This is a genomic window from Campylobacter sp. (assembly GCF_030528245.1).
Taxonomy (GTDB): Bacteria; Campylobacterota; Campylobacteria; order Campylobacterales; family Campylobacteraceae; genus Campylobacter_D.
Genome location: NZ_JAUMZG010000007.1, coordinates 28,633 through 48,568, shown reverse-complemented (window position 1 = coordinate 48,568; position 19,936 = coordinate 28,633). Strand labels below are relative to the sequence as shown.

Genomic DNA, 19,936 nt, shown 5'->3' with positions numbered 1-19,936 from the left:
TATTGTTCAGTGTCTTTATCGTACCCTGATTATCAAGGCTGGTGATAGTGCCGCTGACGGTGCCGCCGATAGTGCCGCTTTGTTGGTTGGTGAGCTGGCCGCTTTGGAAGGTGATACTACCGGACTCGATCTTACCTGAGTTGGTGAGGTTGCCGTTCATGGTATTGTTCAGTGTCTTTATCGTACCCTGATTATCAAGGCTGGTGATAGTGCCGCTGACGGTGCCGCCGATAGTGCCGCTTTGTTGGTTGGTGAGCTGGCCGCTTTGGAAGGTGATACTACCGGACTCGATCTTACCTGAGTTGGTGAGGTTGCCGTTCATGGTATTGTTCAGTGTCTTTATCGTACCCCGATTATCAAGGCTGGTGATAGTGCCGCTACCTTGGAGATTTTGAATTTGACCTCTCGCATAGTTTGTGATTTTCAAAGTCGAACTATCGTTAGTTAGAGACTGGATAGTGCCTCTTAGTTCTATGCCTTTGTTGATGGTTGAATTATTCCCTAGGGTGAGAGTTTTTATGGTCGATCTGACAGAGAGTCCATTGCCAGTGATGGCTCCTGTGTTTTGGAAATTTTGAACGGTTCCTTCTGTTTCATAGCCTTCTATGGTGCCTGAGTTTATGATTACGATATTTTGCGCTCCGTTATTATGCACAGCGTATCCGGCATTGAGTTGCCCTTGTTTGGCATTAGTGATCAGCCCAGCATTATTTAGAGTTTTTAGATAAGAAGCGTAATCGCCCGTTTGTATCCCTCCTTTGATGGTGCCTGTGGAGTGATTGGTCAGTAGGGTGATAGTACCCCCTCCTATCCATATGGCAGGCTGATTTGGACTGGAAATCATGCCTTTGTTATCAATCGTATCAGCACGAGCTCGAAATCCCCTCGCTATGCCTATCTTAAGAGCCACTGAGAAGTAGGAATACGAATTAGCCATTTGTGCTATGGTTCCACCTTGCTCTATGGTGACTAGGTTTATTTGTTTTGTATGTTGGATAGAGAAAACTCCATCTTGTTGAGCCCATTTTAATCAAAGTACCACCCTTTGCTATGGATAAAGTCCCTCCATTATGTTTCCAAATACAACCTCCAATTTTCAAACCGATGACAGAATGACTCTTAGTAGCACATTGATTAGCAAAAAGGTCGGTGTTGAGTAGGGATAAGACAAGCAAAGAACTTGCCAGGCTTGGTTTAAAGAGAGAAGAACGACTTAGCATGATTTTCCTTTTTTTGTTTTATGGTTTGTATCGCTACTTTAGCAAAAAATGTGCCAAAATTCAAGAAAGTATTTTTTTTTTTTTTTTTGTAAGTCCTAAATTATAGGGCTTTGTTTGGATTTGATGCCAAATTTTTAATTAACAAACAGTAAATCAAAACGAAAATTCTAACACCTTTCGGGGAGGAAAATCGCCTCTCATTGGTGTGATTCAAGGTTATTAAAAATTTCCGGCTTTAGCTTTAAAAGCAGGCAAAAAGCCGCTAGCGCTGCTTGCTTTTGGATGAACGGTCTATCGCCGCGCAGGTGTAAGATTTCTTGCAAATACGCACCATCCCTAAACATCGCTCCGATGAGGATCGTCCCAGCCTTCATGCCCCCTTCATCGCCCTCTCCGGCTACCCCGCTCAGGGCAAGGGCGAAGTCGCATTTTGCCGTCTTAAAAATCCCCTTTAGCATGAAATAAACGCAGCGCTCACTGTACTCCCCGCCCCCCTCCAAAATGCCCTCGCTGATGCCCAGCCACTCGTGCTTGAGTCGGTTAGAATAGCTCACAATCGAGCCCTCAAAAATTCCACTCACGCCCTCGATTTGGGTGAGCATACTCGCGCAAAGCCCGCCCGTGCAGCTCTCGGCGAAAGAGATTTTCAGCCCCCTTTCCAAGAGCTTGGAGACGATGAAATTTAGAGGATTTTTCCCCAAAAAAACCTTCGCGCCAAAGAGCTTTTGCACGCCCTGCAAAAAGCTTTCTATCGTGCCATTTTCATGGCTGATAACCTTAACGAGCGTGAGATTTTCTAAAAGCTTGCTCGTTTTGATATTGACCTTAAAGGACCTTGTGAGGGTCTCAAGCAGGAGGAGGGCGCTCTCCTCATCGATGCCAAAGAGGCAGAAAAAATCATAATCGAGCGCGACATCGCCCAGCAGGGGGGGCATCTTTTCGCTGGTGTCGACATTGAGGAGGTTGATCCTGCAAGCATCAAGCGCGCAAACAAAGCTATTCGCAGCGCTTAGGGATCTGTCGGGCACTAGGGTTTGCTCTTTGAGGACGAGATTGTCATCGCTTAGCGTGGCTAGAATTTTGGCGATGATGCTGTAGTTTTGAGGGCTGGAAAAGATGGTGATGAAATCGTAACTATGCGTGAGTTTTTCCAAAAAAAAGGGCAATTCTTTGTCGCTTTTGCTTTGAATTTTAAGCTCGTCGATTTCGTGAAATTTTTCCTCATAGCGCCTGAAAATGTAGTCTTTATAATGCGGATGGATGATGAGCTCATCGCCGATGATGAAGAGCAGATGTTTCATAAAATTTTCCTTTTTTGTAACGATTATAACCAATCTTAAAACTATTTCGTGTAGAATTCAAAGCAAAAAAGGTGTAGCGATATGGACTATAAAGAAACTCTTCTTTTGCCGCAAACGAGCTTTGCCATGCGGGCGAATTTAAGCGAGCTTGAAAAAAAGCGCTTTGAGCGATGGTTTTGCGACAATTACGCCTACGAAAAGATGAAAAAAAAGCGCGAAAAAAGTCCCAAAAGCTTCACCCTCCACGATGGTCCGCCCTATGCGAACGGGCACATCCACATAGGCCACGCCCTCAATAAAATCCTCAAAGAAACCCTCATCAAGCTGCATTATTTCAGGGGCGAGAGTGTGCGCTTCACGCCGGGCTGGGACTGCCATGGACTTCCCATAGAGCAGCAGGTCGAGCTCAAGCTCGGCGCGAAAAAAAAGCATTTGAGCAGGAGAGAAATTCGCGCCCTTTGCAGACAGCACGCGGGGGAATTTATCCGCATCCAAAGGGAGGAATTCAAAGCCCTGGGCGTGATAGCCGACTGGGACAAGCCCTATCTTACGATGGATTTTTCCTTTGAGGCTGACATCTACCGCACCCTGTGCGAGGTGGCTAAAAAAGGACTTTTGGTGGAGAGGTGCAAGCCTGTTTTTTGGAGCTGGGCGGCCAAATCGGCCCTGGCCGAGGCCGAGGTGGAGTATGAGGAAAAGGAGGATTTTTCCACCTTCGTGGCCTTTCCTTTGAGCGATGGGGCGCTGGAAAAACTGGGCCTCAAAGAGGCTAGGGCGGTCATTTGGACGACCACGCCCTGGACCCTGGTGGCCAATCAGGCCATCGCCCTCAACCCCGATGAGAGCTATGTCCTGACCGAGGAGGGGCTGATTTTTGCTGAAGTTTTGCTTAAAAATATGGCCGAAAAGGGCTTCACGGCGGGGAAAATTCAAAAACGATGGCCAGCGCGGGAGCTTGAGGGCTTGGAGGCGGTCAATCCGCTGAATTTTAGGAAGTCGCTTTTCATTTTGAGCGCGCATGTCTTGATGGACGGGGGCACGGGGCTTGTGCACACAGCGCCCGGACACGGGGAGGATGACTACTACGCCTGCCTTAGATACGGCATTGAAATTTTAATGCCCGTGGATGAGGGGGGGTGCTATGATGAAACCCTACGCCTAAAAGCCCTCCTGCCCGAGCCCCTCCTGCCTGAATTCATAGGCCTGCACATCTTTGAAGCGAATGAAAAAATTTTAAAGCTCTTGGGAGAAAATTTGCTGGAGGCTTCTAAATTTCGGCACTCTTACCCCTTTTGCTGGAGGACGCACAAGCCCGTGATTTACAGAGCGACCAAGCAGTGGTTTATTGCGATGGATGAGGCGAGGCTTGAGGGCAAGAGCCTAAGAGAGCGGGCGCGGGAGGAAATTTTAAAAACGCGCTTTTACCCCCAAAGCGGGGTCAAAAGGATAGGCTCCATGGTGGAAAATCGCCCCGATTGGTGCATTTCTAGGCAGAGGGACTGGGGGACGCCGATAGCCTTTTTTAGGGACAAAAAGAGCAAGGAGGTGATTTTTGACGCTGCGCTTTTTGAGGGTGTCGCGGCCATTTTTGAAAAGCAGGGCGCGGATGCGTGGTGGGATTTGAGCATCAAGGAGTTACTGTCGCCTGACTCCAAATACAAAGCGGAGGACTTGGAAAAGGTCGAGGACATCCTCGATGTGTGGTTTGACAGCGGCAGCACCTTCAACGCGGTTTTAAATTCTGGCCGCTATGATGCTGGCGATGGGAGAGCTAGCGTGTATTTGGAGGGTAGCGATCAGCACAGGGGGTGGTTTCAAAGCTCACTGCTTCTTAGCGCCATCATCAAGTCAAAAGCGCCTTATGAGAGCGTCCTCACGCACGGCTTTACCATCGACGAGCGGGGGCAGAAGATGAGCAAGTCCTTGGGCAATGTCATCGCGCCCGAATATGTCGCCAAGACCTACGGAGTGGAGGTTTTGAGGCTTTGGGTTTTTTTGAGCGACTATGCTACGGACCTGAAAATTTCAGAGGCCATACTCAAGCAAACCAGCGAGCAATACCGCAAAATCCGCAACACCATCCGCTTCCTCCTTGCCAACACCAGCGATCTAGCGGACCTAAACCACGGCGAATTCTCCCTCATCGACAGGTGGATTTTAACCCGTGCGAGCAGGGTTTTTCAAAGCGTTAAGGAGGATTTTTATCGTTATGAATTTTCCAAGGGCTTTCATCAGCTTTTAGGTTTTTTGAGCGCCGATTTGAGTGGAATTTATCTTGACATCAGCAAGGACAGGCTCTATTGTGAGAGCGCAAAAAGTCCCAAAAGAAAGGACTCTCAAGTGGCGATGGCCCTCATAACAAAAGAGCTCCTCGCCCTGCTAGCGCCTTTTTTAAGCTATACCATCGATGAGGTCCTGGAGCACTGCGCGCCCTGCATCAAGGGGGAGGCTCAGGATGTGTTTGACTTGCAAATGGGTGAAAATTTCGCCTTTGATTTTGAAGTGGAGGATGCGCTTTTGCTAGCCCTGCGGGAGAAATTTTTTGAAAAAATCGACGCGCTCAAAAAGGACAAAATCATCAAATCCACCCTCGAGCTTAAAATTCAAGGCTCTGTTTTTGGCCGCTGGGAGGAGGGGGAGATTGTCGATTGGTTCATGGTGAGTGCGGTGGAGGATGATGGCGATGGGGAGAGGCTTTGTGAGTTTGAGCTTGAGGGTGAGAGGGTGGGCATTTTAAGGGCCGATTTGCACAAATGCCCCCGCTGCTGGCGGCATCAGGCCCGAAGCGAGGGGAGCCTTTGTGCGCGCTGTGAGGGGGTTTTGAAACATGCTTGAAAATCCCGTCCCCACAAGCCTCATCGTAGGCACCATCGTCGTGGTTTTGGCCCTCAGTGCCTTGGCGATTTTTGCGATCAAAAAACTAAAGGAAAAAGAATGATAAGCCTAAAAAAAGCCCTGACTTATTCTCAAGATGAGCTTGAACTTTTGAAAAAGGAGCTCAACGAAAAGGCGCGGGCGCAGAGGCAAATCGGCGCCTTCGTGGAGCAGTTTTTACACAGGGATCTGAGCCAGAGCGGCGCGGGCGTGCCCATCGCCATCAAGGACAACATCAGCGTCAAGGACTGGGAGCTAACTTGCGCTAGCAAAATTTTGCAAGGCTACATCGCGCCCTATGATGCTAGCGCGGTTGCAAATTTAAGAGCAGTCGGCTTTGCGCCCTTTGGCCGCGCTAACATGGACGAATTTGCGATGGGAAGCTCCACGGCGACCTCATTTTACGGCAAAACGCTCAACCCCACAAACCCCACACGCGTCCCCGGCGGCAGTAGTGGGGGCTCGGCCGCGGCGGTGGCGGCGGGGCTGGCTTTGGCAAGCTTGGGCAGCGATACTGGCGGCTCTGTAAGGCAGCCTGCGGCCTTTTGCGGATGCGTGGGTTTCAAGCCCAGCTATGGCAGGGTGAGCCGATACGGCCTAACCTCCTACTCCTCAAGCCTCGATCAAATCGGTGTTTTGACGCAAACGGTCGAGGACGCGGCCATCCTTTACGATGCCATCGCGGGGCATGATGCGAAAGATAGCACGAGCGCGAGGCTTGATTTTAGCCCCACGGCCCCGCTTTTGAACGCGCAGAAAAAATTGAGGATCGCCGTGATAGAAAACCATCTCCAAAACTGTGATGAGTCGGTCAAAAAGGCCTTACTTAGGTCGGTGGAGGCGCTAAGGGCGCATGGGCATGAGATTGTTTTGAGAAATTTGCAGGACTATGAATTTGACATCGCGGCCTATTATATCATCGCCACGGCTGAGGCTAGCGCGAATTTGAGCCGCTATGATGGGGTGCGTTATGGGCGCCGGGCCGAGGGACAAAATTTAAAGGAGCTCTACATCAAAACGCGCAGTGAGGGCTTTGGCGCGGAGGTGAAGCGCAGAATTTTGCTGGGCACCTTCGTTTTAAGCAGCGGGTATTATGAGGCCTACTACATCAGGGCGCAGAAGGCTAGGGCATTCATCAAGGCGAAATATGAGGAAATTTTGCGGGATTGTGATTTGATTTTTATGCCCGTTACGCCGACTACGGCCTTTGCCTTTGAGTCGCAAAAAAGCCCGATGCAGAGCTATTTGGAGGATGCCTTCACCGTCAGCGTGAATTTGGCCGGACTGGGCGCCATTTCCGTGCCTGTGGGAGTGGACGCTCAGGGGCTTAATGTCTCGGCCCAGCTTGTTTGCAGGGCTTATGAGGAGCAGACCCTGCTCGATGGGGCGCTTAGCTTGGAAAAAATTATAAAAAATGGAGTTTGAGATGAAAATTATAGGGCGTGCTTTAACCTTTGAGGATGTTTTGCTAAGGCCTTGCTATTCTGAAATTTTACCCAAGGAGGCGAAAATTCACACCCAGCTCACGCAAAAAATCCGCCTCAACATCCCCCTCATTTCTGCAGCCATGGACACGGTAACCGAGCACAGAGCGGCCATCATGATGGCGCGGCTTGGGGGGCTTGGCATCATCCACAAAAATATGGACATCGCTTCCCAGGTCAGGGAGGTCAAGCGGGTGAAAAAAAGCGAGAGCGGGGTGATCATCGATCCCATCTTCATTTCCCCGGATACCAGCGTGGCTAAGGCCCTGGAGCTTATGGCTGAGTATAGGATTTCTGGCGTTCCTGTCGTGGATGCGCGGCAAAAGCTTTTGGGAATTCTCACCAATCGCGACCTGCGCTTTGAGAGTGATTTTGAAAGCAGGGTTGAGAGCGTGATGACAAAAATGCCCCTCATCACCGCTCCTCAGGGCTGCACTTTGGATGATGCGGAGAAAATTTTTAGCACCAACAAGGTCGAAAAACTCCCCATCGTGGATGAGGAGGGTCGTCTCAGCGGGCTCATCACCATCAAGGACTTGAAAAAGCGCAAAGAATACCCCGAGGCCAACAAGGACGATTTTGGACGCCTCAGGGTGGGCGCGGCCGTGGGCGCGGCGCAGATGGATAGGGCCCAGGCCCTCATCGAGGCGGGGGTGGACATTTTGGTTTTGGACTCGGCGCACGGGCATTCTAGAGGGATCTTGGACACCCTAAGGGCGATCAAGAAAAAATTCCCCGAGGCACAAGTTATCGCGGGCAATGTCGCCACAGCCGCTGCCACGAGGGCACTCATCGAGGCAGGAGCGGACGCGGTCAAGGTCGGCATAGGGCCGGGGAGCATCTGCACCACGCGCATCATCTCAGGCGTGGGTGTGCCGCAAATTTCAGCCATCGATGAGTGTGCTTTGGAGGCGGCGAAATTTGGCGTGGGGGTCATCGCCGATGGGGGGATCAAATACTCAGGCGATATCGCCAAGGCCCTAGCAGCGGGGGCGAATTCGGTGATGATAGGCTCGCTCCTTGCGGGCACGGATGAGAGTCCGGGAGAGCTTTTCACCTATCAGGGCAGGCAGTATAAGAGCTACCGGGGCATGGGCTCACTGGGCGCGATGCAAAAGGGCAGCTCGGATAGGTATTTTCAGCAGGGCACAGCAGGGGAGAAGCTCGTGCCTGAGGGCATTGAGGGGCGTGTGCCTTATGTGGGTAGCATCAAGAGCGTGGTGCATCAGCTTTTGGGGGGACTGCGCTCGGCTATGGGCTATGTGGGGGCGGTGGATCTTGTGGAATTCCAAAAGAGGGCGGAATTTGTCGAGATCACCAGCGCGGGTCTGAAAGAAAGCCATGTGCATGATGTGATCATCACTCAAGAAGCGCCTAATTATAAGGTCAATCCATGAGCTTTGAGGAGAATTTACAAAAGGCCAACAAGGCACTGGAGAGCCTGAACGAGGGCGCCCTCAGTCTCGAGGAGAGCGTGAAAATTTACAAGGCAGGGCTTGAGTGCGTTGAGAAAGCAAGGGCGGAGCTTGAAAAAGCAAGGCTTGAGGTGGAGCGTGTCGATGGGATCGAGTAGGATAGCCGCGCTTCAGCTTCCCACTTTGGCGATGAGTGAGTCGCGCTTGGACTACTACCTCAAGGCGTCCAAGGATAACGGAGCGCATCTGATCGTCCTTGGCGAATACGTCCTCAATAGCTTTTTTACTGAGCTTTTAACCATGCCCAAGTCCCTCATCAAGGAGCAGAGCGAGGCGAAAAAAGAAAGCCTCATAAGGCTTTCACAAAAATATGCGCTTGAAATTTTAGCCCCCCTTGTGAGCGTGGAGGCTGGGGGGTGTAAAAAGCTTTGCCTGAAGGTTTCTCCAAGTGGGATTAAAAGCTATGAGCAGCAGCTTTTGATGCCCTATGCGCACTGGAATGAGGCGAAATTTTTCAGCAATAAATGCGAGAAAATCAGGCTTTTTACCTTCAGTCATGAGGGGCTTAAGTGCGCTTTGATCTTTGGCTTTGAGGCGCATTTTGATCGCTTTTGGAAGGAAGTGCGGGCCAAAAAAATCGACCTTGTCCTCATTCCCACGGCCTCGACCTTTGAGAGTATGCAGCGCTGGGAGGAGCTTTTGAAAATGAGGGCTTTTTTGAATCAAGTCAGCATTTTGCGCGTCAATCGCGTGGGTACACTCAAGCACAGCGAGGAGTGGAAATTTTACGGCGATAGCTTTTTCATCAACGCTTTCGGCGAGCTTGAAAGCCGTCTGGGAAGCGGGGAGGAAATGCTCCTTTGCAGTCCTAAAAATGCCCTTGAAGCTAGGAAAATTTGGGGCTTTGATAGGATCATCAAGCCTTATGAGAAATGATGGAAATTTTTTTTAAAAATACAGCCGCCCTGCGAGATGAGGGGCTTAAAAATGTGCTTTTGCACCTTGCACGATGCAGCGCGGAGGGCGAGGGGGGTTGGGATTGGCGCTATTGTCCCCTTGAGGATGGGAATTTTTTTAGCATCGCGCAAAAGGCCTCCATGTATGAGGATATGGAGCGTGAGCTTTTGTGCGATGAGGAGCGCATCGTGCAAAACAGCCCCCGCTATCCCTTCATTTTCCTCTACGGCGCGGCCAATGGGATGCTCATCAAGCGCTTGTGTTTGCGGGGGTATCGGCATATTTTTGTTTTTGAGAGCGATTTGGAGCTTTTGTTTTGGGCCTTGAGCGGGTGTGATTTGAGCGCGGAATTAGCCTCCGGGGGCCTTCATTTTTTCAACCCCCTACAAAAAAATGCCCAGTCCAAGCTCGCCCTGATTTTCAACAACCCGCACATTTTACAACTCCACTCTCTCATGCCCTTTTTTGTGAATAATTCCTTCTACGAGCGCCTTTTTTCTCTGCAAATTTCACACACCCAAAGCCTCTGCGCCCTCGTTTTTAACAACCTCCTAAATTCCAAAGCCATCCCCTTCCCTGAGCTCGTTTTTCAGCAGTATGAAAACCTTTTACGCAACACCCCGCTCATGCTCTCCTCCCTGCCCCTGCAAAGGCTTTTTGGGGCTAAAAGAGCGGCCGAGGTTGCCGTGGTGGTCTCTGCTGGTCCCTCACTGCAAAAGGACCTAGCCCTGCTTAAAAAGGAGCAAAATCGGCTTGTGATTTTTGCTGTGGATGCTGTTTTGCAAACGCTTTGCGAGGAGGGCATTGAGGCTGATTTTGTTTTGAGCAGCGATTATGATGAGATGGTTTTGGAATTTTTCAAAATCCTCCCCGCAAAGGCCCTTTTTGTCTGTAGCTATTCAAGCTCGCACAAGCTTGTGGCCTTTTTGAAGAGCCAGAATTTGCCCCTGTGCGTGGCTTTATCCACCGATGAGCCCTCTGTGGAATTTGCTTTTTTTGAAAAATTTGGCTTCGTGGAAATGGGAAATTTTGTAAGCTATTTCGCCTACACACTCGCCCTAAAAATGGGCTTTAGGCACATCATTATGCTTGGCCAAGACCTCGCCCTAAGCGCTGAGGGGAATTCTCACGCCCAAGGCTATGCCTTTGGCACTCGCAGGGAGAGCTCGGCGCAAGGCGTGAGCTATTTTGAAGTAGAAATGTGGGGGGGGGGGGGAGTGCCTCACTCACAGCACTTGGAATTTTTACCGCTTGGAGCTTGAGGGGCTCATCGCGTCGCATGATGGGGTCAAATTTTACAACGCCTCAGGCACGGGAGCGCGCATAGCGGGGGCGGTGGAGCTAGAGTTTGGGGAGTGTTTGGAGGGGCTTGATTTGAGGGAAAAATCTTGCATGGAGGACTGGGGAGAATTTGAGGCCTGCGCTAAGGAGCCTTTGGAGAAATTTTTTCTTTTGATGGGGGAAAATATTGAAATTTGTGAGTTTTTCATAGAGCAAAGTCTGGCTTTTAGAAAAAATTTGAGGGAGGTTTTGAGGATAGGACTGAATCGCAATCTTTTGGAAAAAACCCACCAAAATATAGAAAAATTCAACGCTATCTTGGCCGAAAATCAATTTTTAAACGATGGCAAACTCAACCACGCCTTTGTGAGGAGGGGTGAGCTTTGGGCCAGGGTTTTGAAGCAAAAATCAAAAACTGAGGAAAGATATCTTTTTAAATTCATCGCTTACTACGCTCGGTGGCTTGAAATTTTTGCCAACGCTTTGGATGAGAAAAAAAGTATCATTAAAAATTCGCTCAATTGTTACTTTTAGTAATATTATGGAATATTAAAAAATAATTAATGTTTCTTTTTTGCGTCCATTAATGGAATTTTTTTAAATTTTAAAAAAAGGAGAAATAATGAAAGAAGTGGTGGTTGTGGCGGCAAAAAGGACGGCCATTGGCTCTTTTTTAGGCAGCCTGAAGCAAACGGATGCTGCGCAGCTTTGTGGTTTGCTCGCAAAAGCCATGCTTGACGAGGCTCGGGTGGATAAAAGCCTCATCGATGAGCTGATTTTGGGTCAGGTTTTGAGTGCGGGTTGCGGGCAAAATGTCGCGCGTCAAGCCCTGATAAAATCTGATCTTGGCATCGATAAAACCGCGTTTGTTGTCAACATGCTTTGCGGCTCTGGTTTGAAGGCCGTGGAGCTGGGCTTTGAGTCCATTCGCTCGGGCAGGGCTGATTTGATCTTGTGCGGGGGTGTTGAGAATATGTCCCGCGCGCCTTTTTTGCTTGAAAATGCGAGGCTTGGTTACAAAATGGGACATCAAAGCGCGATTGATAGCATGATCAAAGATGGGCTTTGGTGTGCTTTGAGTGATTGTCATATGGGCATTACGGCGGAGAATTTGGCGAAAAAATACGGCATTTCACGCCAAGAGCAGGATGAATTCGCCCTCAATTCCCAGCTCAAGGCTCAAAAAGCCCTAGAAACTAAGGCCTTTGATGCGGAGATCGTGCCCTTGAAAATCCAAGACAAAAAGAGGGAATTTATCTTTGATGAGGATGAATTTGTCCGCAAAAATGTCAGTTTGGAGGACTTGGCGCGACTGAAACCTGTTTTTGACAAAAGCGGCACCGTTACCGCTGGTAACTCTTCAGGGATCAATGACGCCGCGGCCCTGCTACTTTTAAGCTCAAAAGAAAGGGCACTTGAGTTGAATTTACCCATTTTGGCAAAGCTGAAAGCCTTTGCCAGTGTGGGCGTGGAGCCCGGAATCATGGGCATAGGTGCTGCTTTTGCTGCGAAAAAAGTTTTACAAAATAGCAAGTATGCGCTGGGGGATATGAAGCTCATCGAGGCCAATGAAGCCTTCGCTGCGCAGAGTCTTGCCGTGATGAAGGAGCTGAAAGCCGATGCTGCTAGGGTCAATGTCAACGGCGGCGCCATCGCGCTTGGTCATCCAATCGGAGCGAGTGGGGCGAGGATACTGGTGAGCCTCATCCATGCACTGAGAAAGAGGAGTGAAAATTTGGGCTTGGCCACCCTCTGTGTCGGGGGTGGGCAAGGTATCGCGGCTGTGGTTGAGATCTGAGGAGTGAATGATGAATAAAATTGTTACGAATTTGGACAAAATTTTTGAAGGCTTGAAGGATGGTGCGACGCTTTTGGTCGGGGGCTTTGGCCTGTGCGGGATACCTGAGTGGGCTATCAAAAAGGTCCGTGAGCTTGGCGTGAGGGATTTGGTCGTGGTGAGCAATAACTGCGGTGTGGATGATTTTGGCTTGGGAATTTTACTCGCCAATCGTCAAATCAAAAAAATCATCGCCTCTTATGTGGGTGAAAATAAGACCTTTGAGCGTCAATTTTTGAGCGGTGAGCTTGAGGTCGTGCTGACCCCTCAGGGTACTTTAGCCGAGCAATTGAGAGCTGGCGGGGCTGGCATCGCGGCCTTTTATACGAAGACGGGCGTGGGTACTTTGGTCGCAGAGGGCAAGGAGCGTAAGGAATTTGACGGGGAAAGCTACATTTTGGAGCGGGCGATTCGGGGTGATTTTGCCCTTGTGAAGGCGCAAAAAGCGGATAGGTTTGGCAATTTGATTTTCAACAAAACGGCGAGGAATTTCAACCCCCTGTGTGCGATGGCTGGGGAATTTACCGTGGCTGAAGTGGAGGAGATCGTCGAGGAGATAGAGCCTGATAGCGTGCATCTTAGCGGCATCTATGTGGATGCGGTTTATTGGGGCAAAAATTATGAAAAAAGAATAGAAAAAGTCATCACAAGGGAGTGAAAATGTCAAAAGATCGCATCGTAAAAAGAGCCCTTAAGGAGATAAAAAATGGGATGTATATCAATCTAGGCATAGGAATCCCCACCCTCATCGCTAATGAGATCGAAAAGCTGAATTTGGAGGTCTTTTTGCAGTCGGAAAATGGACTTTTAGGCATCGGCGCCTACCCTAGCCCTGAGGAGGTGGATGCGGATCTCATCAATGCAGGCAAGGAGACGGTTACGGCCGTGCGGGGGGCTAGCTTTTTTGACAGCGCCCAGAGCTTTGCGATGATCCGCGGGGGGCATATTGACTTGGCGATTTTAGGGGGGATGGAGGTCTCACAAAGCGGGGATTTGGCAAATTATATGATACCGGGCAAACTCGTCAAAGGTATGGGTGGGGCGATGGACTTGGTGAGTGGGGCGCGGCGTATTGTTGTTGTGATGGAGCATACGAATAAGCAGGGCGAGAGTAAGATAAAAAAAAGATGCACCCTTCCCCTCACGGGTCAGAGGGTGGTGCATAGGCTTATTACGGAGCTTGGAGTTTTTGATTTTAGAGGGGGAGAGATGATTTTAGTGGAGCTGATGGAGGGGGTAAGTTTAGAGGAGCTGAGGGTTAAAACTGAGGCGGAATTTAGCGTGGATGGGAGGTTGAAATGCTGAGATCTTTTACGAAAATTTGTGTGAATTTAGCGTCTAGGTGGCTGCCTGATTCTTTTGTCTTGGTCGCGATTTTGACCATCATCGTTTTTTTGGCCGTGCTTGGATTTACCGATCAGGCTCCGCTTGGCATCGTGCAAAATTGGGGCAATGGCGCCTGGAGCCTGCTTGCTTTTTCCATGCAGATGGCTTTGGTTTTGGTTTTGGGACAGACCTTGGCGAGTGCGAGGGTGGTTTCAAATTTTTTGCAAAAGCTCGCCTCCATCCCGAAAAATTATTTTTCTGCCATCGTGATGGTTACGCTCATGGGGCTGCTGGCAAACCTCATAAATTGGGGATTTGGACTGGTGATTTCTGCCATTTTTGCCAAGGAGATTGCCAAGAAAGTGCGGGGGGTGGATTATCGCTTGCTCATTGCGGCGGCCTATTCTGGCTTTGTGGTGTGGCATGCGGGGCTTTCGGGCTCTATCCCTTTGACCCTAGCAAGCGGCGGGGATGCTCTGGCTAAAAGCACGGCGGGGATTTTAAAGGAGGGAATTCCTAGCTCGATGACGATTTTTTCAAGCTTCAATCTCATAATGATAGCCCTCATCGTGCTGATTTTGCCCTTTTTACTCGCAGCCATCCATCCCACCAAAGAGGATACACTAGAAATCGACAAGAGGCTTTTGGAGCGTGAGGCTGTGGATCTTGAGCTCATCGATCACAAGCAGGACAAGAGTCTAGCGGTGTATTTGGAAAATAGCTTTTTGATCACCCTATCTCTTAGCATTTTGGGCTTTAGCTATCTTTTTTATCATTTTTCAAAGGGTGGGGATCTGAGCCTCAATATCATCAATATGATCTTTCTTTTTTTGGGGATTTTGCTGCACAAAAAGCCCATATCCTACATCAAGGCCATCCATGAGGCGACCAAAAACGCCAGCGGAATTTTGCTACAGTTTCCCTTTTACGCGGGCATCATCGGCATGATGGTGGGCTCATCGGGTGGGGTGAGCTTGGCGGGGATGCTTTCAAATTTTTTCATCAGCATTTCAAGCTCAGAAACCTTCGCTCTTTTCACCTTTTGGAGCGCGGGCTTTGTGAATATTTTCGTCCCATCAGGTGGCGGCCAGTGGGCAGTGCAAGCGCCCATCATGATACCGGCAGGACTTGAGCTTGGCATCAGTCCGGCCATCACCTCCATGGCCATCGCTTGGGGGGATGCTTGGACGAATATGATCCAGCCTTTTTGGGCGCTTCCCGCACTTGCTATCGCTGGACTTGGGGCTAAGGACATCATGGGCTATTGCATTGTGACGCTTCTTTTTGTGGGCTTGGTCTTGAGTTTGGGCTTTTTATTTTTGATTTAAATTCAAAGAGATGAGATGAAACGGATTGCGATTGTAACGGGAAGTGCCAGCGGCATAGGCTTGAATATAGCCCAGAATTTTATCCGTGAGGGGTATGGCGTGGTTTTGTGTGATTTGAACGAAGACGCCCTAGCCCAAGCGGCCAAAGATCTTCCCAAAGAGAGCGTTTTGGCCTTAAAATGCGATGTGGGCAAGGAGGAGGAGGTCAAGCGGCTCATCGATAGGACTCATGAAGTGTTTGGTCGCATTGATGTTTTGATCAATAATGCAGGCCTGCAGTATGTGGCTAGGCTTGAGGATTTTCCTACGGCGAAATTCAACCAAATGCTTCAGGTCATGCTCACGGGCGCTTTTTGCACGACTAAATTTGTCCTGCCCATTATGAAGGATCAAAAATTCGGGCGCATCATCAATATGGCCTCCATCAACGGGCTGATAGGCTTTGCGGGTAAGGCAGCCTACAACAGCGCCAAGCATGGTTTGATAGGGCTGACGAAGGTAACGGCCCTGGAATGCGCCACCTTTGGCATCACGGCTAATGCCATTTGTCCGGGCTATATAGACACGCCTTTGGTGCGCGGACAAATGCAGGATTTGGCTCGCACGAGAGGGGTGGATTTGGAGAGGGTTTTGGAGGAGGTCCTATTCTCGCTCATCCCACAAAAACAGCTCATTGACATCAATGACATTGCGAGCATGGCTTTGTTTTTGGCCTCCCACGCTGCCAAGCACATCACAGGGCAGAGTATGGTCATCGATGCGGGATACACTGCCCAGTAGGAGTTGAAATGCTAGGGATTGTTTTGGGACTCATCGTGCTTATGATTTTGGCTTATCGTGGCTGGTCCATCATTTGGGTAGCCCCCATAGCTTCTGGCATTGTGGCCTTGGGCGGGGGGCTTGATTTGATGGACGCTTATACGAGTGTCTATATGAGCGGTTTTGTCGCCTTTGCCAAAACTTGGTTCCCTGTTTTCATGCTCGGGGCCATTTTTGGCAAACTGATGGAAATCACAGCCATGGCGCATTCGGTCTCACGCAGCATAGGGACCATCCTCGGCGCCAGGCGGGCTATTTTGGGCGTGATACTCTCTGCGGCCTTGCTCACTTACGGTGGGGTGAGTTTGTTCGTCGTCGTTTTTGCGGTTTATCCCTTGGCACTTTCTCTTTTCAGGCAGGCCGACATACCAAGGCGCCTCATACCCGCCTGCATAGCCCTAGGGGCCTTCACTTTCACCATGGCGGCATTTCCGGGCAGCCCTCAAATTCAAAACCTCATCCCCATAAAATATTTTGGCACCACAAGCATGGCCGCGCCCTTTATGGGGCTTATCGCAGGCCTTATCATGCTTTTTGGAGGCTATTTTTATTTGAAGTATCGAGAAAATCACCTGCGCAGCTTGGGGGAGCACTATGATGAGCCCGATGAAAAGCACCAAGCCCACAGCACCGAAAAAACACCGCCTTTGGCACTATCCCTACTGCCCTTACTTTGCGTGGTGCTTTTGCTCAATGTCTTTTCTTTTTCCATCATCAACGCCCTGCTGTGTGGAATTTTTTTAATCCTGATTTTAAACATCCATCGTTTCAAGACCTTCGTCAAAGCCATCAACGACGGCGCCACAGGCTCCATCATAGCGATCATAAACACCGCCGCTGCCGTGGGCTTTGGCTCTGTGGCTAAGGCTGTGCCGGGCTTTTCCACCCTGAGCGAATGGCTCTTAACGCTTAAAATCAATCCCCTCATTTCAGAAGCTGTGGCGGTAAATTTGCTAGCGGGAGCCACAGGATCGGCATCTGGAGGCATGGGTATAGCACTTGAGGCCTTGGCGGAAAAATACAAAGAACTGGCCCTGAGTCAAAACATCTCCCTAGAATTGCTTCACAGAGTGGCCTCCATCTCATCGGGCGGGCTTGATGCCCTGCCGCACAATGGCGCGGTTTTAACGCTCTTGGTCATCACGGGGATGAGTCATAAAAAGTCTTATTTGGATCTTTGCGTGGTGGCCGTGATCATCCCTATTTTTGCCCTGATCGTGGGGATAATTCTGGCGCAATTTGGCATTTATTGATTCTTTTTTAAAATTTCAAAAACAGCCCCAGAAATTTTCTCCACCGAGCTAAGCTCCACCCTCTCGTACGTGGAGTGAGGACTGTGGATGTTAGGCCCTATGGAGCAGCAGAGCACTTTTTGCCCCGCCTCGATGATGCCGCACTCAAGCCCTGCGTGGATGGCAGAAATTTTAGGCTCGGGGGTGAATTTTGCAAGCGCCTCAAAAACCTCCGCACTGAAGGCGTTTTCCTCGCCCTGCCATGGCGGGTAAAAATTGAAGCTTTCGGTGCTAAAACCAAGGGCCTTAAAAAGCTGCAAGGTCTCAAATTCTAAATTTTGCAAATCTTCTAAAACATTCGAGCGGGCAAAAAGCTCAACACTCGCTTCGTTTTCGCTCATCTTCAAAAGCGAAAGATTGACGCTACTTTGGACGATGCCCAGCCTTTGATCAAAGGCCCTAACGCCGTGAGAAAAGGCGTTGATACCAGAAAGTATCTTCCCCCCCTCGCTGCAGACACGAGCCCTCTCCTCGCCCACAAATTCGCAGGCAATGTGCGCATTTTCGCAGGGCTTTTTTTGCGTCAAGATGAGGGCGGCGGCGTGTTTGGGGATGGAATTTATCCGCTCACCACCTTGGAAGGCGATGATTTTCCCATCATTTTGCGCAATGAAGCGCGCCATTTCTTTGAGGGCGTTTTTGTGATTTTTGACGATGTCGATCCCTGAGTGCCCCCCCCTGAAATTTCGCGCCTCAAGCCTGTAAATCCTCCCACTTTCCTCCTCATAACTCAGGGGTAAGCGCGCCCTCATATCCACCCCTCCCGCGCAGCTTATCATGATCTCGCCCTCGCCCTCGTGGTCTAAATTTAAAAGCTTGGGAGCGCGGATTTGATGCTCCAGTCCCTTAGCGCCCAAGAGTCCCACCTCTTCATCGTTGGTAAAGAGGCACTCAAGGTGCTCAAATTCAGCCATCGCGGCCATCATGATCGCCACGCCTATGCCATTGTCCGCGCCAAGACTTGAATTTTTCGCCTTCAAAAAGCCCGCCTCCTCGTAAAGCTCAAGGCGGGGCGCATCCCCCATGCAAACCATATCGTAGTGGCTTTGCAGGCAAATTTGAGGCCTGCCCTTGAGGCAATGGATGTTGCCGACCCTATCGATGCTGCACTCAAAGCCCTTTTCTTTAGCATAGGCGCTCAAAAATTCCCTCAACGCTTCGGTTTGAAAGCTGCAGTGTGGGATTTGGCTGATTTTTTTGAAATTTTCCATGACGCTTTGCATTTTTGCTCCTTAAATTTGGTTAGAATTATGCCACATTTTACATTTTGGGACCCGTTCGTATGAGGAATTTAAATTTGAGGCATCTTGCTAGCAGTCCTCGAAAACTTTTTTTGATTTTGCTTTTGATTTTTGGGCTGCTTTTTGCCGAGAGTTTTCTGGATGAAAATAGCTTTGAGGTGAGGGTGAGTCGGGTCATTGACGGGGATACTTTGGAATTTCGCAATGAGGACAACAAGCGGGTGCGGGTGCGGATTTTTGGCATCGATGCGCCAGAGCTCAAGCAAAAATTTGGGCGAGAGTCCAAGATGCGCCTTGCGTCCTTGGTGCAGGGGAGGCGGGTGGTGATCGTCCTTAAAAATAAGGACAAATATGGCCGGCTGGTCGCTATGCTTAAGCTTGATGCGAAGGATGTCGGGCGCGAGATGGTGAGGCAGGGCTGGGCCTGGGCGGATGATTATTTCACGCGAATTTATGCCGGGGAGCAAAAGGCGGCACGCGCGGAAAAAAGAGGACTCTGGCAGGATAAAAACCCCACAAAGCCCTACGAGTGGCGTAAAAAATTCAAGGAGCAAAGGTGAGGAAAATCGCGGTGTTTGTGGTGGCTTGGATGCTTGGGGGCTGCTTTGTCAATGAAAGGGGAATTTCCAACCGCTTTTACGATGACTGCAAGGAGTATTACGATGCGGTCGGGATCTACCACAGGGAGTGCCCGAAAAACTGGGTGGACCTCCCCCTGAGTCCTTAGGTTTTATTGAGGGCGTGCGCTACGACCGCTGCCATGGCCTCTGGATTGGTCTTACCTATGTCGCTGGCATCTTCTGCTGGTTTGCTAGCAGAAAGCGGACGCTTGAGCTTGAAGATATGATCCTCAGTGCAGACGACTTGGATGTTGGCTTCAAAAATTTTGATTTCCTTAACAAAACCCACGATTTTGACATCCCTTTTTTTAGAGCTCTCATCAAAAAGGGCCTGGGCCTCAAGCTCTAAAATATCGCCAAGTTTTAAGGGGGCGTAAAAATAGCATCTTGAGCCGATAAGGACGGAAAATTCTTTATTGATCGCTGCTTGAGCGACATAATTAGCCGCGGCAAAAATGAAAGCGTCCATAATCAAACCCTGCTCATCGACAACCATTTCTGCGTTGGTTATCAAAACGGACTTTGCGTAGTTTTTTGAAAGGGCCACGACCGTGCCTACTAGGGAATTATTGACCTCAGGTGAGGTTAAAAGCTCGGATTTGATGCGTGAAATTTCCTCGTTAGAGGCGTATTCTTCTAGCTGTGTGAGTTCTTCAAAATTGTTTTTCTTCATCGCTTGGCCTTTCTGCTTGGCTATATCGGCAAAAAGATGAAAAAATAAAGTCTAAAATTCTTTGAGCGCTTTTTTAGTCTTGGGCCAAGACTTGCAAATTTATCCCTTTAAGTTTAAAAATTTTTACCCTCTTTTTCACACGATTTTCACGATGTGAATTTGTGCGTAAATAACTAAAAAATAGGACTTTAAGTTTTGAAAAGCAGAAAAAATTTTTTATGGTTTTTTAAGCTTTCTTGATGAAGCTGTGAAAAAATTTTAATTAATG

20 protein-coding genes are annotated in these 19,936 nt (G+C 49.5%); 16 read left to right on the top strand and 4 right to left on the bottom strand.

What is annotated here, in order from left to right; translation table 11 throughout:
• Together Q4A73_RS02545 and Q4A73_RS02540 are read right to left on the bottom strand one after the other, a co-directional pair.
• Positions 1-937: hypothetical protein (locus Q4A73_RS02545; protein WP_303205868.1), on the bottom strand; the 937-nt coding region annotated here is incomplete at its 3' end.
• Between the two features lie 480 nt (positions 938-1,417).
• Entirely contained in the window at positions 1,418-2,521 is a 1,104-nt protein-coding gene (locus Q4A73_RS02540) for a CinA family protein (protein ID WP_303205867.1), read from the bottom strand.
• Positions 2,522-2,602: 81 nt separating this feature from the next.
• Here Q4A73_RS02540 and ileS point away from each other — a divergent pair, with 81 nt between their 5' ends.
• From ileS to Q4A73_RS02470, 14 genes are all read left to right on the top strand, one after another.
• Entirely contained in the window at positions 2,603-5,356 is a 2,754-nt protein-coding gene (ileS, locus tag Q4A73_RS02535; RefSeq protein ID WP_303205866.1) for an isoleucine--tRNA ligase, read from the top strand.
• Positions 5,349-5,459 carry a hypothetical protein gene (locus Q4A73_RS02530; protein ID WP_303205865.1) on the top strand — a complete coding sequence of 37 codons (111 nt, stop codon included), beginning with the start codon at positions 5,349-5,351 and terminating at the stop codon, positions 5,457-5,459. Before ileS ends, Q4A73_RS02530 begins: the two co-directional genes overlap by 8 nt.
• A complete protein-coding gene (gene gatA, locus Q4A73_RS02525) occupies positions 5,456-6,820 on the top strand; it encodes an Asp-tRNA(Asn)/Glu-tRNA(Gln) amidotransferase subunit GatA (RefSeq protein ID WP_303205864.1) in 1,365 nt (454 codons plus the stop codon). The genes Q4A73_RS02530 and gatA overlap by 4 nt, the downstream gene beginning before the upstream one ends.
• A gap of 1 nt (position 6,821) precedes the next feature.
• Positions 6,822-8,276, top strand: a complete 1,455-nt coding sequence (gene guaB / locus Q4A73_RS02520) for an IMP dehydrogenase (RefSeq protein ID WP_303205863.1) — start codon at positions 6,822-6,824, stop codon at positions 8,274-8,276.
• The gene (gene xseB / locus Q4A73_RS02515; RefSeq protein ID WP_303205862.1) at positions 8,273-8,452 is read left to right on the top strand and encodes an exodeoxyribonuclease VII small subunit; all 180 of its coding nucleotides are present in this window, start codon (positions 8,273-8,275) and stop codon (positions 8,450-8,452) included. Before guaB ends, xseB begins: the two co-directional genes overlap by 4 nt.
• Positions 8,439-9,230 (top strand): carbon-nitrogen hydrolase family protein, encoded by a 792-nt coding sequence (locus Q4A73_RS02510; protein ID WP_303205861.1) that lies wholly within the window; start codon positions 8,439-8,441, stop codon positions 9,228-9,230. Before xseB ends, Q4A73_RS02510 begins: the two co-directional genes overlap by 14 nt.
• Positions 9,230-10,513, top strand: a complete 1,284-nt coding sequence (locus Q4A73_RS02505; protein WP_303205860.1) for a 6-hydroxymethylpterin diphosphokinase MptE-like protein — start codon at positions 9,230-9,232, stop codon at positions 10,511-10,513. The genes Q4A73_RS02510 and Q4A73_RS02505 overlap by 1 nt, the downstream gene beginning before the upstream one ends.
• Positions 10,503-11,066 carry a hypothetical protein gene (locus Q4A73_RS02500; RefSeq protein WP_303205859.1) on the top strand — a complete coding sequence of 188 codons (564 nt, stop codon included), beginning with the start codon at positions 10,503-10,505 and terminating at the stop codon, positions 11,064-11,066. Before Q4A73_RS02505 ends, Q4A73_RS02500 begins: the two co-directional genes overlap by 11 nt.
• A gap of 88 nt (positions 11,067-11,154) precedes the next feature.
• The gene (locus Q4A73_RS02495) at positions 11,155-12,330 is read left to right on the top strand and encodes an acetyl-CoA C-acetyltransferase (protein ID WP_303205858.1); all 1,176 of its coding nucleotides are present in this window, start codon (positions 11,155-11,157) and stop codon (positions 12,328-12,330) included.
• A gap of 10 nt (positions 12,331-12,340) precedes the next feature.
• Positions 12,341-13,027, top strand: a complete 687-nt coding sequence (locus Q4A73_RS02490) for a CoA transferase subunit A (protein WP_303205857.1) — start codon at positions 12,341-12,343, stop codon at positions 13,025-13,027.
• A gap of 2 nt (positions 13,028-13,029) precedes the next feature.
• Positions 13,030-13,674 (top strand): 3-oxoacid CoA-transferase subunit B, encoded by a 645-nt coding sequence (locus tag Q4A73_RS02485; RefSeq protein WP_303205856.1) that lies wholly within the window; start codon positions 13,030-13,032, stop codon positions 13,672-13,674.
• Positions 13,668-15,023, top strand: coding sequence for a TIGR00366 family protein (locus Q4A73_RS02480; protein ID WP_303205855.1), 1,356 nt, complete (start codon positions 13,668-13,670; stop codon positions 15,021-15,023). Before Q4A73_RS02485 ends, Q4A73_RS02480 begins: the two co-directional genes overlap by 7 nt.
• Before the next feature lie 15 nt (positions 15,024-15,038).
• Complete coding sequence (locus Q4A73_RS02475; protein ID WP_303205854.1) at positions 15,039-15,803, top strand: 3-hydroxybutyrate dehydrogenase; 765 nt, start codon at positions 15,039-15,041, stop codon at positions 15,801-15,803.
• Between the two features lie 8 nt (positions 15,804-15,811).
• Complete coding sequence (locus Q4A73_RS02470) at positions 15,812-17,095, top strand: GntP family permease (RefSeq protein WP_303205853.1); 1,284 nt, start codon at positions 15,812-15,814, stop codon at positions 17,093-17,095.
• On the opposite strand, the gene Q4A73_RS02465 is transcribed toward Q4A73_RS02470, so the two are convergent.
• The gene (locus Q4A73_RS02465) at positions 17,089-18,357 is read right to left on the bottom strand and encodes a M28 family peptidase (protein WP_303205852.1); all 1,269 of its coding nucleotides are present in this window, start codon (positions 18,355-18,357) and stop codon (positions 17,089-17,091) included. The two genes, Q4A73_RS02470 and Q4A73_RS02465, sit on opposite strands and share 7 nt — an antisense overlap.
• 59 nt (positions 18,358-18,416) lie before the next feature.
• Between Q4A73_RS02465 and Q4A73_RS02460 the strand changes: the two genes are divergently transcribed.
• Entirely contained in the window at positions 18,417-18,935 is a 519-nt protein-coding gene (locus Q4A73_RS02460; protein WP_303205851.1) for a thermonuclease family protein, read from the top strand.
• A 29-nt stretch (positions 18,936-18,964) separates the two neighbouring features.
• On the top strand, positions 18,965-19,102 hold the full coding sequence (locus tag Q4A73_RS02455; RefSeq protein WP_303205871.1) for a hypothetical protein: 138 nt from the start codon (positions 18,965-18,967) through the stop codon (positions 19,100-19,102).
• Here the strand turns inward: Q4A73_RS02455 and Q4A73_RS02450 are convergent.
• The gene (locus Q4A73_RS02450; RefSeq protein WP_303205850.1) at positions 19,099-19,668 is read right to left on the bottom strand and encodes a hypothetical protein; all 570 of its coding nucleotides are present in this window, start codon (positions 19,666-19,668) and stop codon (positions 19,099-19,101) included. The genes Q4A73_RS02455 and Q4A73_RS02450 overlap by 4 nt on opposite strands.
• Positions 19,669-19,936: the final 268 nt, after the last annotated feature.

What these genes read in the sequence shown, in the direction of transcription:
- Q4A73_RS02540 (WP_303205867.1), bottom strand. Translation starts at nt 2,521, where the DNA reads ATGAAACATCTGCTCTTCATCATCGGCGATGAGCTCATCATCCATCCG.
- ileS (WP_303205866.1), top strand. Translation starts at nt 2,603, where the DNA reads ATGGACTATAAAGAAACTCTTCTTTTGCCGCAAACGAGCTTTGCCATG.
- Q4A73_RS02530 (WP_303205865.1), top strand. Translation starts at nt 5,349, where the DNA reads ATGCTTGAAAATCCCGTCCCCACAAGCCTCATCGTAGGCACCATCGTC.
- gatA (WP_303205864.1), top strand. Translation starts at nt 5,456, where the DNA reads ATGATAAGCCTAAAAAAAGCCCTGACTTATTCTCAAGATGAGCTTGAA.
- guaB (WP_303205863.1), top strand. Translation starts at nt 6,822, where the DNA reads ATGAAAATTATAGGGCGTGCTTTAACCTTTGAGGATGTTTTGCTAAGG.
- xseB (WP_303205862.1), top strand. Translation starts at nt 8,273, where the DNA reads ATGAGCTTTGAGGAGAATTTACAAAAGGCCAACAAGGCACTGGAGAGC.
- Q4A73_RS02510 (WP_303205861.1), top strand. Translation starts at nt 8,439, where the DNA reads ATGGGATCGAGTAGGATAGCCGCGCTTCAGCTTCCCACTTTGGCGATG.
- Q4A73_RS02505 (WP_303205860.1), top strand. Translation starts at nt 9,230, where the DNA reads ATGGAAATTTTTTTTAAAAATACAGCCGCCCTGCGAGATGAGGGGCTT.
- Q4A73_RS02495 (WP_303205858.1), top strand. Translation starts at nt 11,155, where the DNA reads ATGAAAGAAGTGGTGGTTGTGGCGGCAAAAAGGACGGCCATTGGCTCT.
- Q4A73_RS02490 (WP_303205857.1), top strand. Translation starts at nt 12,341, where the DNA reads ATGAATAAAATTGTTACGAATTTGGACAAAATTTTTGAAGGCTTGAAG.
- Q4A73_RS02485 (WP_303205856.1), top strand. Translation starts at nt 13,030, where the DNA reads ATGTCAAAAGATCGCATCGTAAAAAGAGCCCTTAAGGAGATAAAAAAT.
- Q4A73_RS02480 (WP_303205855.1), top strand. Translation starts at nt 13,668, where the DNA reads ATGCTGAGATCTTTTACGAAAATTTGTGTGAATTTAGCGTCTAGGTGG.
- Q4A73_RS02475 (WP_303205854.1), top strand. Translation starts at nt 15,039, where the DNA reads ATGAAACGGATTGCGATTGTAACGGGAAGTGCCAGCGGCATAGGCTTG.
- Q4A73_RS02470 (WP_303205853.1), top strand. Translation starts at nt 15,812, where the DNA reads ATGCTAGGGATTGTTTTGGGACTCATCGTGCTTATGATTTTGGCTTAT.
- Q4A73_RS02465 (WP_303205852.1), bottom strand. Translation starts at nt 18,357, where the DNA reads ATGCAAAGCGTCATGGAAAATTTCAAAAAAATCAGCCAAATCCCACAC.
- Q4A73_RS02460 (WP_303205851.1), top strand. Translation starts at nt 18,417, where the DNA reads ATGAGGAATTTAAATTTGAGGCATCTTGCTAGCAGTCCTCGAAAACTT.
- Q4A73_RS02455 (WP_303205871.1), top strand. Translation starts at nt 18,965, where the DNA reads ATGCTTGGGGGCTGCTTTGTCAATGAAAGGGGAATTTCCAACCGCTTT.
- Q4A73_RS02450 (WP_303205850.1), bottom strand. Translation starts at nt 19,668, where the DNA reads ATGAAGAAAAACAATTTTGAAGAACTCACACAGCTAGAAGAATACGCC.